The organism is Staphylococcus sp. EG-SA-15 (assembly GCF_017151895.1).
GTDB classification, from domain to species: Bacteria; Bacillota; Bacilli; order Staphylococcales; family Staphylococcaceae; genus Staphylococcus; species Staphylococcus aureus.
The window spans coordinates 328550-343179 of sequence record NZ_JACVZN010000001.1; the positions used below are offsets into that span (position 1 = coordinate 328550).

14 protein-coding genes are annotated in these 14630 nt (G+C 33.0%); 1 reads left to right on the forward strand and 13 read right to left on the reverse strand.

What is annotated here, in order from left to right; genetic code table 11:
• Positions 1 to 111: 111 nt before the first annotated feature.
• From dhaM to IDG64_RS01675, 10 genes are all read right to left on the reverse strand, one after another.
• Entirely contained in the window at positions 112 to 474 is a 363-nt protein-coding gene (dhaM, locus tag IDG64_RS01630; protein WP_001124169.1) for a dihydroxyacetone kinase phosphoryl donor subunit DhaM, read from the reverse strand.
• Positions 467 to 1051, reverse strand: a complete 585-nt coding sequence (gene dhaL / locus IDG64_RS01635; protein ID WP_000867200.1) for a dihydroxyacetone kinase subunit DhaL — start codon at positions 1049 to 1051, stop codon at positions 467 to 469. Before dhaL ends, dhaM begins: the two co-directional genes overlap by 8 nt.
• Before the next feature lie 41 nt (positions 1052 to 1092).
• The gene (gene dhaK, locus IDG64_RS01640) at positions 1093 to 2061 is read right to left on the reverse strand and encodes a dihydroxyacetone kinase subunit DhaK (RefSeq protein ID WP_000976266.1); all 969 of its coding nucleotides are present in this window, start codon (positions 2059 to 2061) and stop codon (positions 1093 to 1095) included.
• Positions 2062 to 2360: 299 nt separating this feature from the next.
• Positions 2361 to 3377 carry a FecCD family ABC transporter permease gene (locus IDG64_RS01645; RefSeq protein ID WP_000625897.1) on the reverse strand — a complete coding sequence of 339 codons (1017 nt, stop codon included), beginning with the start codon at positions 3375 to 3377 and terminating at the stop codon, positions 2361 to 2363.
• Positions 3374 to 4378, reverse strand: a complete 1005-nt coding sequence (locus IDG64_RS01650) for a FecCD family ABC transporter permease (RefSeq protein WP_000184754.1) — start codon at positions 4376 to 4378, stop codon at positions 3374 to 3376. Before IDG64_RS01650 ends, IDG64_RS01645 begins: the two co-directional genes overlap by 4 nt.
• A gap of 35 nt (positions 4379 to 4413) precedes the next feature.
• Positions 4414 to 5211, reverse strand: a complete 798-nt coding sequence (locus IDG64_RS01655; protein ID WP_001080809.1) for an ABC transporter ATP-binding protein — start codon at positions 5209 to 5211, stop codon at positions 4414 to 4416.
• A gap of 281 nt (positions 5212 to 5492) precedes the next feature.
• Positions 5493 to 6326 (reverse strand): YitT family protein, encoded by an 834-nt coding sequence (locus IDG64_RS01660; RefSeq protein WP_001044662.1) that lies wholly within the window; start codon positions 6324 to 6326, stop codon positions 5493 to 5495.
• Between the two features lie 177 nt (positions 6327 to 6503).
• Entirely contained in the window at positions 6504 to 6596 is a 93-nt protein-coding gene (locus IDG64_RS01665; protein ID WP_001788321.1) for a hypothetical protein, read from the reverse strand.
• Between the two features lie 254 nt (positions 6597 to 6850).
• Entirely contained in the window at positions 6851 to 8080 is a 1230-nt protein-coding gene (locus tag IDG64_RS01670) for a NupC/NupG family nucleoside CNT transporter (protein WP_200626247.1), read from the reverse strand.
• A 358-nt stretch (positions 8081 to 8438) separates the two neighbouring features.
• Positions 8439 to 10166, reverse strand: coding sequence for an ABC transporter ATP-binding protein (locus tag IDG64_RS01675; protein WP_000817954.1), 1728 nt, complete (start codon positions 10164 to 10166; stop codon positions 8439 to 8441).
• 420 nt (positions 10167 to 10586) lie between these two features.
• Here IDG64_RS01675 and pbp4 point away from each other — a divergent pair, with 420 nt between their 5' ends.
• Complete coding sequence (gene pbp4, locus IDG64_RS01680) at positions 10587 to 11882, forward strand: penicillin-binding protein PBP4 (RefSeq protein ID WP_000793066.1); 1296 nt, start codon at positions 10587 to 10589, stop codon at positions 11880 to 11882.
• A gap of 116 nt (positions 11883 to 11998) precedes the next feature.
• Here the strand turns inward: pbp4 and tagD are convergent, their stop codons facing one another.
• From tagD to tarB, 3 genes are all read right to left on the reverse strand, one after another.
• Complete coding sequence (tagD, locus tag IDG64_RS01685; RefSeq protein ID WP_000832260.1) at positions 11999 to 12397, reverse strand: glycerol-3-phosphate cytidylyltransferase; 399 nt, start codon at positions 12395 to 12397, stop codon at positions 11999 to 12001.
• Between the two features lie 62 nt (positions 12398 to 12459).
• A complete protein-coding gene (locus IDG64_RS01690) occupies positions 12460 to 13521 on the reverse strand; it encodes a glycosyltransferase family 2 protein (protein ID WP_001212877.1) in 1062 nt (353 codons plus the stop codon).
• The gene (gene tarB / locus IDG64_RS01695) at positions 13518 to 14621 is read right to left on the reverse strand and encodes a teichoic acid glycerol-phosphate primase TarB (protein ID WP_001101618.1); all 1104 of its coding nucleotides are present in this window, start codon (positions 14619 to 14621) and stop codon (positions 13518 to 13520) included. Before tarB ends, IDG64_RS01690 begins: the two co-directional genes overlap by 4 nt.
• Positions 14622 to 14630 lie beyond the last annotated feature (9 nt).

Sequence of the window (14630 nt, forward strand, 5' to 3'; positions counted from 1 at the left end):
ATGTCCTCCTATTTCTCCAGATTTTATTAAACATTTACATATATACTATCATATTTTTTATAAAGTTTCATTTGAAAAAGGTTTACATTTTTCATTATTAGTAAATTTTAACTAAAATGATTGTTTCATTTCTGCTAATGCATCATCAATTGAACCGCCGATTGATAGCTTTACTGCTGCGATAAAACTGCCTTCAACAATTGGTGCATCAACTTTTAACACACGATGATTACCATCATACATTTCAATTGCCATATCTACATTCATTTCTGAAGATCCAATATCGTAAAAACACAATGCATCATCCTCTAATTTAGTCAAAACTTCTTGGATGATATCAAATGAAGTTCCAATTGAACCATCTGGTAATCCCCCGATTGGTATAATATCAACGTCACCTGCCATTTGCTTTAACAAAGATTTTGTACCACTTGCAATTTCTTTACTGTGGCTAACAAGTATAATTTTAGGCATTATCTTCATCTCCAATCAAAGCGTTTAAAATATAAACCATACTTTGAGCACCTGGATCAATATAACCTTTTGATTCTTCTCCAAAATATGCAGCTCTACCTTTCGTTGCTACCATATCTTTTGTATTATCTGCTAATTGCTGTAAATCATTGAATGTTAAAGTTTCACCATTTTTAAGCTTCTCTGCTGCTCGCGCTATTACATCATACATTGTCTTTTCATTTAAAGTAACTTTACCACGTGATTCAACCGCTTCGGCAAATGCCTGAATTAGTGTAATGAAATCTTGATTATCCATATCATCTTTCGTGACTGCAGACATTTTAACAAAGCTAAAGCCATACAGTGGTCCAGATGCACCCCCAACATTTGACATCAATGCCATACCAGTTGATTTGAACAATGATTGCATTGAGCTATCATCAAGTTTGTCTTTAAGACTACTAAACCCACGAACCATGTTAACCCCGTGGTCACCATCACCAATTGCTCGATCTAATTCAGTTAATTCAGATTCATGTTTTTTAAACGTTTCTTCTAAATTTAATAAACGTGCTTTCATATCATTCACTTTCATTTGTGCCACCTCATAAATGTATATTTATTCATATTCACTTCTTATTTAAAGTATTGACTTGTTGTTGGTGCTAAAAATGCTTCCAAATATTCTGGTTTATTAGGCACGATAGTTATAGAAAAACCTTGCATGTCTAAAGATGTCATATAATCACCAACAAACCATTTAGCAACATTAACCGTTCTTGCAGCTAAATTTTGTTGAATATATTTAGTTACGATATTTAATTCAGATAACGGCGTACCACCCATACCATTTACCATTAATATGACATCATTGGCAGTAACTTCTTTATACAATTCGTCTAACAATGTTCCAACAATATGATCAATATCCTTTACTTCTTCCCTATGAATACCTTTTTCACCATGTATACCAATACCGATTTCCATTTTGTCGTCTTCAATATCAAAGCCATATTTTCCAGTAGTTGGAACAAGCGGTGGCTCAATTGCCATACCAATACTTTTAATTTCAGGTAACAACGCTTCTACACGCGATTTTATCTCTGTTAATGAATAACCTTTTTCAGCAAGATAACCAGCAAGCTTATGAACAAACACTGTTCCTGCAACACCACGACGTTGTGCTTCGTTTGTCACAGCAATGTCGTCACGAACAATAACAGTTTGAACATTTATACCTTCCATTTCTGCAAGCTCTTGTGCCATTTCGAAATTCATCACGTCACCTGCATAGTTTTTTACAACTAGTAATACACCATCACCAGTATCTACTGCTTTAATAGCTTCTAATATTTTATCTGGTGTAGGTGATGTAAATACTTCGCCACAAACCGCTGCATCTAGCATACCTTCTGCAACAAAACCGGCATGCGCAGGTTCATGACCGCTTCCACCTCCAGAGACTATTGCTACACCATGTTCTTTCTTAGCTTTTTTTACAATAACTGTATTAGCAATCAGATCTAACTCTGGGTGCGCAATTAACAATCCTTCAAGCATATCAGTTAAAAATGTTTCTTTTTTATTGATTAACTTTTTCATCATGTTGTACCTCCTTGGTATTATCAGTCATAGTATAAAACAGAATAAATGAATGCGCTATCATAAAGAATTAACCTGATACCGTTATCAAATATATTTTTGATAAGATCCTCTTGATAACTTAATGGTTCATTATTGAAAAAATAAATAGTCTTGAGTGGCTCATTAAATAAAAAATAAATAGTCTTGAGTGGCTCATTAAATAAAAAATAAATAGTCTTGAGTGGCTCATTAAATAAAAAATGCTATGAAAAGCCTTATAATAAAGTGCCTTTCATAGCAATAAGTTGTGTCCTTTGACACTATACATTTTTCGTTTTGTACATTAAATATAAGAAATACGGTGCACCAATAATTGCTACGACAATACCTGCTGGAACCCCACCTGGTTGTAATACAATTTTGCCAATTGTATCAGCTATAACAAGTAAACATGCCCCTACTAAAATGGCAATTGGTAAAAACAACTGGTGACGTGGTCCAACGATACGTTTGGCAATATGCGGACCCATTAATCCGATAAACGAAATCGAACCTGCTACTGCTACAGCAGCAGATGATAACATCACTGCGATAAAGAATAATATTAAACGTTCTCTGCTTAACCTTACACCTAGACCTCGTGCAATATTATCACCCGTATGAATAATATTTAGTGTATTCGATTTAAATAGTAAGTAAGGAATAATAATCAACACCCACGGTAAAAATGCAATGACAAATGGCCATTCGTCACCCCAAATATTACCTGCAAACCAAGCAGCGATGAAATCAGATTGCTTATCATCAAATTTTGACATAATTGTAATTGAGCCACCATATAATGCTGTTTGTAAACCTACACCTATTAATACCATACTCGCAGGTGTAACACCTTCATTTTTATTAAAACTGAAAATAAAAATAATCAATGCAGTGGCGATACCACCTAGTATACTTATTAACGGCAGTACATAAACAAAGTTGTCAGCATTAATTTTACCAATTGCAATAAATAATGCGATTGCAAATCCGCCACCTGCGTTAATACCTAATATACCGGGTTCAGCTATTGGATTTTTCGTGACACTTTGCACTATTGCACCACTAATACTAAGCGCTGCGCCAGCCAAAATAGTAATCGTCATCCGAGGTAATCTGAAATCTAATAAGATTAACTCATCAATGGCATCACCTTGTCCAATTAAAGTTTTGAAAAATCTTTCAACAGGTATGTTGTATTCACCTGAGGTAATACTCCAAGTACAACCTAGAAATAGTAGAATGCTAAAAACAGCCAGTGCAATCCATTGTCTGCGTTTATTATTTGAACTAATCATATTGAGCGTCCTCCTTTTTTAACTAAATATAAAAAGTAAGGAACACCGATAAATGAAATGATTGCACCAACAGGCGCTTCTCCTAAATATCGTGCTATCACATCGGCAACAAGCACGAGTATCCCACCTAACAAGGCTGTTAATGGTAGAATTTTAGCATAATCAGTTCCAATTAAAAATCTTGCTATATGAGGTACCATCAAACCTACAAATGCAACTTGTCCAGCGATAGCAACTGCAATACCTGCTAGAATCATAGCAATAATTAAACATATGCCTCTGATCATTGTTACATTTTGACCTAAACCTTTAGCTAATGATTCACCAAGATTTAAAATGGTAAGTTGTTTACTAATTGTTAATATAATGAATAACGCAATACCAATTAATGGAATTGCCCACTTAAGGTGTGACCATGTTGTGCCTGAAACGCCTCCAGCAGTCCAAAATGTTACTGTTTGATTTAGTCTAAAAGCTAATGCAATACCTTGACTTAGCGCTGTTAACATAGCACTTACTGCTGCACCCGCTAAAATAATACGCATCGGATTAAATCCATCACGTCTAGATCGGCCTATCATTAATACAATAGCACCTCCTAGAATAGCACCTAAAAATCCAGCAAACATCAATATTAAAAATGAAGTGTTTGGTAAAACTGCATATGTTAATGCTAAAGCAAATGAAGCACCTGAATTTAAACCTATGAGCGCCGGATCAGCAAGACTATTACGGGTAACACCTTGTATAATCGCACCAGAAACTGCAAGCGCCATACCCACAATTACTGCTGCTATATTTCTGGGAATCCTAATCTCATTGATGATGTTTTGCTGTTGATTGCTAGGATTATAATTAAAAATAGCCTCTATAATTGTAGAGGCTTGAATTTTGGCGTCACCTATTAATGTAGAAATAAATAGTGTGATTAGTAGTATCATACTTAAACCTATAATATAGGCTAAAAACTTCAATGGCGTTGAATTCTCTCTATTTGTCATGTTAATTGTCCTTTTTATCATATTAACTTACTTAATTAAGAATAAGCTCTGCGACATAAGTCATAAGTTACCAATAAAGGTTTTCCAGTTTTAGGATCTTTACTTAAAACAACATCAATATTGAAAACTTTTTCTAAAATTTCCTGTGTTAATACGTCTTCTGTTGAACCTGTAGCGATGATATCCCCTTCTTTCATCGCAATAAGATGATCTGAGAAACGAATCGCTTGGTTGATATCATGAAGAACCATGACAATTGTACAACCTTGTTCCTGATTTAGCTTCTGAACTAATTCTAGTATTTCTAATTGATGACAGATATCTAAATATGTTGTTGGTTCGTCTAAAAAGATAATATCAGTTCTTTGTGCTAATGCCATTGCAATCCAAACACGTTGTCTTTGACCACCACTTAAATCATTGATTGAACGGTGTCGGAATGTATCAGTTCCTGTAACTTCCATTGCCCAATCAATTTCTTTCTTATCCTCAGCAGTTAATCTACCAAATCCTTTTTGATGTGGAAAACGACCATATGAAACTAATTCCCCAACAGTTAAGCCATCTGCTACTTCAGGTGATTGAGGTAAAATGGCTATTTTTTTTGCAATCTCTTTCGTAGATTGTGTATGAATATTTTCACCATCTAAAAATACTTCGCCTTCTTTAACTGCCAATAAACGTGACAATGCCTTTAGCAAAGTAGATTTCCCGCAGCCGTTAGGACCAATGATTGACGTCACTTTGCCATCTGGTATTTCAACATCTAATTTATTTATAATCGTGTTATCCCCGTAACCAATTTTAACTTGTTGTCCATGCAAACGATTCATAATTTCCCTACTTTCAATAAAATTCTTTCTGTTTATAAAAAATAATTTCTATTTTTAAATTATCAATTTTCAAAGGCATCCCAATTGATAATGATTATCATGAACATCATTATAACATTTTTCAATCTTATTGACTAACATTACTTTTTAAATTGGATAGCTCGATTTGTCATGTCTTGTATATTACTTTTATAAAATAAAAAACGCCCACAGATAAGTCTTCATAGTTCAAAAACTTGTCCGTGGACTTCTATTTAAGTATGTGTGCTCATACCATTTATTTATTCATCTGCAAGAAAGCCATTACCATAGACATCTCTTACATCATGAATTACGAGGAATGCATCTTTATCGATTTGTTTAATTAATCGCTTTGCTTTTGAAACTTGTGTTTTAGAAATAACAACGTATAAGACATCTTTTTCTTCACGCGTATAATAGCCATGTCCGTTTAAAATGGTTAAACCTCTTCCAATTTGCTCGTCTATTGCTTTGGCAAGTTTGTCGGGATTAGTTGAAATAATCGTCATAGCTTTTTTAGTGTTTAAACCTTCTATGACATATTCCATCACTTTTGTTCCTATATAAAGTGATATTACTGTTACTAATACTTTATCAAGTGGAATAACTGTAAGTGAAATTGCAACAACGATCATATCGAAGAAAAGCAAAGCATATGGCGTGCTTACATCGAGGTATTTCGTTGCAATTCTCGCCAAAATTGTTGTACCTGCTGTTGTACCGCCTGCAAGGATAATTACTCCGATTCCTAGTCCAACGCTTACACCACCAAAAATGGCATTCACAATGCTGTTTCCAGTTTCTACTTGCCATGATTCTGTTAAACTCAAAAATATTGAAATAAGAATTGTTACAAGAATAGTTAAGTACATACTTCTCTTACTCAAAAATTTATAACCTATGGCAATCAATACTGCGTTGACCAAGAAGTTAGTGATGGCTGGTGAAATATGAAACGCATAATATAAAATAATTGCTAAACCTGTAACCCCGCCTTCACCTAAGTTACCAGAAATAATAAATGCATTTACACCTGCAGCAAAGATAAATGAACCTAAGACAACTAGTATTAAATCTTTAACCGTTTTATTCACGAAACCATCCCCTTTATATATTTATTAGACTATAAAAATAGTAGCACAACAAAAATGCTGTCACAACTCTATGGAAAGAGTTCTAACAAAGATTTACTATTTAACTAATTTATATGAAGAATAGCTTTCCCTAATAAATATCACTCACAATATAATAATTAAAAATATTCTGAATTTTTAATTTACTTTCATTTCATTGTCTGCTATAATGTTTTTAACTTCTTCAATAGAGAAGTTATCTCCTTTGTGTTGTTTATAATAACAAAACAAATTTTGCTCGAAGTACTATGACTGTACCTAGTCCTTACTGTCATATGTACAATAATATTCATTTCCCATAAAAGCCAAGTGTATTACCATGTGCACTTGGTTTTTATAATGCTTCAATTTCGGTAACTTTAAAAATATTTAAATACCTTTATATCAATAATAAAAAAGTCCAAGCATCTCACCTATATCAATAGACGACATACCTGGACATATTTATTAGTTAAAATGTATTATCATAGTCACTCTTCGACATATTACCATGCAAATAAACCAACGAAAGCTGCTGTTAATAATGAAACTAGGATACCTGATAATAGCATCATAGGTACATATTTAGATACAAAGTCTGATGTCTTTTTATCAACAATGCCTTTCAATGTACCGATAATCATACCAATCGTTGAGAAGTTTGCAAATGAAATTAAGAATGTTGTAATAACCGCACGATGGTGTGGTGTATAAGATGCAATATCTTTAGAAATTTCACCCATAACAACAAATTCATTTGTAACAATTTTCTTAGCCATTTGTTGTGCTACCAACCACGCTTCATCATAAGGTAAACCGAGTAATAGCGCAAATGGATACATAAACACACCTAAAATTTGGTTTAAACCGAAACTACCTTTTATGCCTATCCATCCTGCTATCAATCCTGTAATCAAATTGATAAAACGATCAAATAGATCAGCTAACGCTACAAAACTAATAACAAATGCGATGATGATTAATACTAATTTACCTGCTGCTAATACAGAATCTCCAAGGAATGAGAAGAATGGTTGACGTTCAACTTCATTGTTTTTAAGACTGTAAATAATATCTTCTTTCTCTTCAACACTTACTGGATTCAACAAGCATGACACAATAATCGCGTTAACGATATTTAGTGGAATTGCCGTTAGTACCAGTTCTCCTGGTATCATTTGTACATACGCACCTACAATAGCTCCCGATACAGAGCTCATTGACATCATTGCGATTGTTAATACACGCATTTCATTCATACGTTTTAGTTGCTCACTTGATACGGCTAATGCTTCAGTATTTCCTAAGAACATCATTTCTATCCCAAAGAATGACTCGAATTTAGGTTGTCTTGTTACTTTAGCTAGTAACCAACCAATACCTCCAATAATTTTCGGTAAAATATTAAAGTACATTAAGATATCAAATAATGGCACTATTAATAATATTGGGAATAAGGCTGCAACAGCCATATCCATCATTTTAACATTTGTCAAACTTGCAAATGCAAAACCTGTACCAGCATGCGCTGACTGAACTACCCAAGCGATACCATTGGCTGCTCCTCTTACTGCTTTTTGACCCCAATCAAAATAAATAAAGAACCATGCTAAAAACAGGTTTAAAACAACTAAGATCCCAATTGATTGCCATTGGATATTTTTGCGATCTCTTGAAAATAATACCGCAATACCAAGAAATACAATTAGACCAATAATGTTGATTAATAAAAACATTTGGCACCCACCTATGATTTAATTTTTTAAAAATTTAGAAACATTGAAATATCAAACTTCTGTACCGTGGACTCTAAAATCAGTTAAATTGCTATGTAAAATATGAAGAATTATGACTCGTGGCTACAGTATTTAATATATGTATGTTTGCTTATAACTTGTATTATACCATGAGCATTTTTTTCTTAAAATATCGATTTCATTAATTTAAGAATTATTATGTCGTAACTTCTCAAATGATTTAAAATAGACAAAAGCTTGAAGCAATTTATTAACATCTATATCCATCAATGTGCCACACTTTAATTTCCTCGATGGTATATGTGTATTTGCTCCAAGCTTACTTATATATATAAAATTAATCTGTTAATTTTTGAGACACTACAAAGTTTTTATACTTCGCATGTGATGCCATCAGTTCTGAATGCGTACCTTTACCTGTTACCTGTCCTTTGTCTAAGAATATAATTTGACCGGCTTTTTTAATTGTAGACAAACGATGCGCAATGACAATCGTTGTTCTACCTTCCATCAATGTTTCTAAAGCTTCTTGAATTTTCAATTCACTTTCACTATCGAGATTAGCTGTTGCTTCATCAAGTAACAAAATATCAGGATTTTTAACAAAACTTCTAGCAATATCAATACGTTGACGTTGTCCGCCAGACAGTTTCAATCCTCGTTCACCTACAAGCGTGTCATATCCTTCATCAAATTGCATGATAAAATCATGACAGTTCGCTAATTTAGCATAATTAATAAGTTCTTCATCTGAAACATGACGATTAATTCCGTATAAAATATTGTCTCTAATTGTACCACTCATCATCGAATTTGATTGCATAACATATCCAATTTTGCGTCGCCACTTAGATAACGGGATATCATAGACACTTTCAAGGCCATATTTAATATCACCTGACTCAATTTCATACATACGTTCTATCAGATTAAATATCGTACTTTTACCAGACCCAGAAGGGCCTACAAAAGCACTCACTTGACCTTGTGGGATTTGGAACGACACATCATCTAATATTTTCTTCACATCATATTTAAAGTCTACATGTTCAAATGACAATACACCGTCATCAATTAATACATTTTCAGAATCTTCAAGAGCTTCTGTCGGTTCAATAGGTTCTTGCATGATTTCGTATATTCTACTACTTGCACCGACTGCCTTTTTATAATCTGTAACTAACGTGGAAAGATTGATTAAAGGCATAGATAACTGAATAACATAAAATATCATTGCAATTAATGTACCTGCAGTGATTGCACCAGTCGCAATTTCTAATGCACCAAAACCTAAAATAATTGCAATTGTTAGCAACATAACTATACCTGAAATTGGTTGTACAACTGCCGCAATTTTAGCCTGTTTTAAACCTAATTTATATATTTCATTCAAATTTTTATGTGCATTATCTAATTCAAGACGCTCTGTATTTGATATTTTAACAAGACGCATTTCAGTTAGGACACGCCCTAACAAACCACTGAAGTTTGCAATTTCAGATTGTGTACTTGTCGATATCTTTTGCATAATACGACCTAGAGGAATCATAATTAAAACGAATATCGGTATCGTTATAAATGTTAATAATGTCATTTTCCAATCTAAAATAAATAACATGATTAGTGACCCAACTAATGTAACGATTGATGGTAATAAGTTAGGTAGCTTTTGTGAAATAAATTCATTTATCACTTTCGTATCGTCAGTTAATCGACTCATTAATTGACCACTTTCATTTTTGTCAAAGAATGGCATTTTTAATTGTATGATATGCTCCCATAAAACTGAGCGTATCGCATAAATAATCTTTTCACCAATTTTACTTAATAAATATAAACCTAATCCGCTTAATAAAGCATTGATGACAAAGATACCACCAAATAATGCGATTAGATTCCAATTGATATGGCTCACGGAAAATTTATCTACAATTCGTCCAGTAAACAGTGGCACTAATAGTCCACTTAAGCTCCCTAGTGATGAAATAGTGATAGCTGCAACGATAAGACCCACTGGCCATGATAGTTTTTTAAATAAGAAAAACAATGGATTTTCTCGTTTCATAGTTTTACCTCTTCTGTTTGAAATTTATAGTTAATTCATTTAGATAGATACATGCATTTCTATCATATACTTTCTCCCAACAAAACTTTAAAAATCAAATAAAGTGTTGCCCCAAAATACCGCTCATAACATTTATATGATAGAATATTTCTATTGCATTTTTTGTAATAACTTCTCAAAGTCTTTATATTAAAACATGAAAATTAATCGCTTTTGAGTAAGTTTGCTCTTCGTACAAACATTATAACACCTTTAGCTACACACGTAATATATTTGCATTATTTTTCAAATTAACTGCAGAAAACTTTATTTTCAACAATTTAATTAAGGTGAAGTGAATTAGCAATGATTTCCGTAAGTAGGAATAACCATTGCTTTTAGGGAATATTTAAGAATTGGAAAAGGGAAGATTAACGCTTTATGAAAAATTTAATATCTATTATCATCATTTTATGTTTAACATTAAGTATTATGACACCATATGCACAAGCTACTAACAGTGACGTAACCCCTGTACAAGCAGCAAATCAATATGGTTATGCAGGTTTGTCGGCTGCATACGAACCGACGAGTGCTGTTAATGTAAGTCAAACTGGACAATTACTGTATCAATACAATATCGATACTAAGTGGAATCCAGCGTCTATGACTAAATTAATGACAATGTACTTAACATTGGAAGCTGTAAATAAGGGGCAGCTTTCACTTGATGACACAGTCACAATGACGAACAAAGAATATATTATGTCTACACTACCTGAGTTGAGTAATACGAAACTATATCCTGGACAAGTATGGACAATCGCAGACCTATTACAAATTACAGTATCTAATTCTAGTAATGCCGCGGCATTAATTTTAGCTAAGAAGGTATCAAAAAACACCAGCGATTTCGTTGATTTAATGAATAACAAAGCTAAAGCTATCGGAATGAAAAATACACATTTCGTCAATCCAACGGGTGCTGAAAATTCAAGATTACGTTCATTTGCACCAACAAAGTATAAAGACCAAGAACGTACTGTAACGACTGCTAGAGACTATGCCATTTTAGATTTACACGTGATTAAAGAGACACCTAAAATATTAGACTTTACAAAGCAGTTAGCACCAACAACGCATGCAGTTACGTATTACACATTCAACTTTTCATTGGAAGGTGCAAAAATGAGTTTGCCTGGTACAGATGGTTTAAAAACTGGATCAAGTGATACAGCAAATTACAACCATACGATTACTACCAAACGAGGTAAATTTAGAATTAATCAAGTTATCATGGGTGCGGGAGACTATAAAAACCTTGGTGGCGAGAAGCAACGTAATATGATGGGGAATGCATTAATGGAACGCTCATTTGATCAGTATAAATATGTAAAAATATTGTCTAAAGGTGAGCAAAGGATAAATGGTAAGAAATATTATGTTGAAAACGATCTTTACGATGTTTTACCAAGTGATTTTAGTAAAAAAGATTATAAACTTGTAGTCGAAGATGGTAAAGTACACGCGGACTATCCAAGAGAATTTATTAATAAAGATTATGGACCTCCAACTGTAGAAGTTCATCAGCCAATTATTCAAAAGGCAAATACTGTTGCTAAAAGTATGTGGGCAGAACATCCATTATTCACTATCATTGGTGGTGCATGCCTAGTCGCTGGATTAGCACTTATTGTTCATATGATAATCAATCGTTTATTTAGAAAAAGAAAATAAAACATACTAAAAACGGACAAGTTGCACATTATAAAGCTGCGAAACTTGTCCGTTTTATATTTATTTTATAATAACCTAAGTTAATTTATCGTTTAGTATCGATAGTTCTATATAATTTATTTAGCATCTTTACCATATAATTCTTGTTTGATTTTAGTCGTCGAAATGCCTTCTGTACGTTTTAAATAAATGACTTCACATTTATCCTTTAAGAAGTCGAATTCACCTTCCCAGTCATGTCCCATAACAAAAACATCTACATCAAATTTTTCGACATCGTCTTCTTTTTGTCCCCAGCCCTTTTCTGGAATGACTAAATCGACATAGCGTATTGATTCAAGCATCATTTTTCGTTGTTCATAATCATAATAAGATTTTTTATGTTTAATTTGATTAAATTCATCTGTTGATAATGCTACTATTAAATAATCGCCCATCTCTCTTGCACGACGAAGCAATTCGATATGACCATAGTGAAGTAAGTCATATGTGCCATATGTTATTACACGTTTCATTAAGTTATCCTCCTCATATTGTCACATCATAGGATTGCAGTTTATGGTCATCAATGTACACGTTATCGTTTTAACATTGATTTTGTTCGATGTGCAAACTTTCTCCCTTTAAGTTGTATCAAGAATTTTTTATAAGTCGGCCTATTAATGCCCACTTGAATTAATGTTTGTCGCCACAATTCGTATATTTCTCTATCCCAATTCTCACCAATAAATTCAACTGTATTTATAATGTCAAACATGTTTTGCGATACATAATCAGAATGCTGCATAGACATAATATAGTCTTTTACGAGTTGAATTGTCGTGTGCGTTACTGCTGGGTGTTCGTTCATATAATATTTTAATGAATTATTGAATAAAATACGATCAACCATAGCACTATATAATAGCCTTTGTTCAGGTAATAGTAACATTTCCATGACTCGTTGTCTTATTTTCATAATTTCTGTGATATATCTATTAAAATCTTCATCGTTACTTGTAGCATGTGTATCTATATCGTTATCTCCGACAATCATCTGTGAAACTAAATGTATATCCGTAGCTTTTTGCATCGCCTTGACAAGTATTTCGTGATTGTAAGTGTTAGCTAAAGTTTCGTCACACTGTAATTCAGCAAATTTAGCACTGAATAACTTTCCGTCAAAAGACATCATTGATAACAAATATGGTTGTTCCGTTAATGTAACGATTCGATTGTCTTTAATAAACTCATCAGCACTTTTCAATTTCCATTCACCATGGTAATTGAAAGCGCGCTGCCCTATTACCATATCAATATTATCATTATTTTTGAAAGCAGCAGTTAACCTATCTAATTTACCTGGCAATACGATTGATGTTGGTTTTATGACCATAAATGCGTCACTATCATGTGGATCTGTCGTTTTGATATCCATCAAACCTTTATTAATACACGTAGCTATCGAAGCATTTTGTAATTGTATTAATGAAATATGCTTGAGTTCTCTTTGTAACCGTTCAATCATAGGAATTGTTTGATCAGTAGAACCACCATCAATACAAAGGATTCTATAGTGTTCTTTACTCTCAATAGATATTAACAATTGTCGAATTGTTGCCTCATTATTACATGTAGGTATGATTATCGTAAACCTCATTTTGTCACCATCTTATCTATATATTCTGTGAGCTGATGTAAACTTTTATCAGTATTATACTTATGCCAATCTTTAAATAACGGACTTAATAGATGTTCTTTTTCTTGTATCGTCATTATTAAATCTTCTTCAGTATACACTTTGTAGCTATCCGGTATTGCTTTGTAAAATTGATTCAGGCCTCTCACCTTATCATATGTTCCTTCATCATACACATAAAATATAGTTGGAATATCTAACAAGCTAGCTTCTATTGGCAGCGAACTATAGTCGCTAATAATTATATCTGACATTAGCATTAATGTAGACGTGTCGATTGAAGATACGTCATCAATGTCTGAATCTTCAATTGATGGATGTAATTTATTAATCAGTGTATATCCTGGTAAACATTTTTCAAAATAAGCTTTATCAATAGCCCTATTATCTGCTTTATCTTCTCTATATGTTGGTACATATAATACCAACTTATTTGTAATTCCATATTTATCCTTTAACTCTGCCTTAACCGTTGCTCTATCAGCTGTGTAATATTTATTAATTCTCGGAAGCCCAAAATACAGCATTTGCTCTTCTGTTGCGCCTAAAGACTGTTTAAAACATTGTGACATTTGTTCACAACCCACTAAGTAAAAATCCGTCGCTTGATAAACTTTACGGTACTGCTGAACCATTGCCTTGTCAGACACATCGACTTGATGATCTGTTAATCCAAAGTTTTTTAATGCACCACTTGCATGCCACGTTTGAACAATGTGTTGATTAGAAGTCTTATTATATCCACCTAGTAATAGGTAATAATTATCGATAATAATCATCTGCGCGCTTTTCAAAGCCTTAATTTGTTTTACCAATGTTCGATTAGTCATTTCTATCACATCAACATCGTCGCTAAGATCAGATAAATAAGGCGCTTGTTTTGGTGTTGTTAAAACAATTTTCTGATACGACGAATTATTTAATGCTTTGATGATAGGCTTAATATCTTCTGGAAAAGTCATCATAAATACGATATGCGGTTTATCAATCACTTGAGGCGTAATCATTTTAGAAAGTATTCGAACTACCGAATGATAAAATTTCTTTATTAAAACGTTCATAATACACCA

Excerpts from the sequence above, each read along its gene's own strand:
- dhaK (WP_000976266.1), bottom strand. The coding sequence starts at position 2,061 with ATGATGAAAAAGTTAATCAATAAAAAAGAAACATTTTTAACTGATATG.
- IDG64_RS01645 (WP_000625897.1), bottom strand. The coding sequence starts at position 3,377 with ATGATTAGTTCAAATAATAAACGCAGACAATGGATTGCACTGGCTGTT.
- IDG64_RS01675 (WP_000817954.1), bottom strand. The coding sequence starts at position 10,166 with ATGAAACGAGAAAATCCATTGTTTTTCTTATTTAAAAAACTATCATGG.
- dhaL (WP_000867200.1), bottom strand. The coding sequence starts at position 1,051 with ATGAAAGTGAATGATATGAAAGCACGTTTATTAAATTTAGAAGAAACG.
- pbp4 (WP_000793066.1), top strand. The coding sequence starts at position 10,587 with ATGAAAAATTTAATATCTATTATCATCATTTTATGTTTAACATTAAGT.
- tagD (WP_000832260.1), bottom strand. The coding sequence starts at position 12,397 with ATGAAACGTGTAATAACATATGGCACATATGACTTACTTCACTATGGT.
- dhaM (WP_001124169.1), bottom strand. The coding sequence starts at position 474 with ATGCCTAAAATTATACTTGTTAGCCACAGTAAAGAAATTGCAAGTGGT.
- IDG64_RS01655 (WP_001080809.1), bottom strand. The coding sequence starts at position 5,211 with ATGAATCGTTTGCATGGACAACAAGTTAAAATTGGTTACGGGGATAAC.
- IDG64_RS01650 (WP_000184754.1), bottom strand. The coding sequence starts at position 4,378 with ATGACAAATAGAGAGAATTCAACGCCATTGAAGTTTTTAGCCTATATT.
- IDG64_RS01670 (WP_200626247.1), bottom strand. The coding sequence starts at position 8,080 with ATGTTTTTATTAATCAACATTATTGGTCTAATTGTATTTCTTGGTATT.
- IDG64_RS01690 (WP_001212877.1), bottom strand. The coding sequence starts at position 13,521 with ATGAGGTTTACGATAATCATACCTACATGTAATAATGAGGCAACAATT.
- tarB (WP_001101618.1), bottom strand. The coding sequence starts at position 14,621 with ATGAACGTTTTAATAAAGAAATTTTATCATTCGGTAGTTCGAATACTT.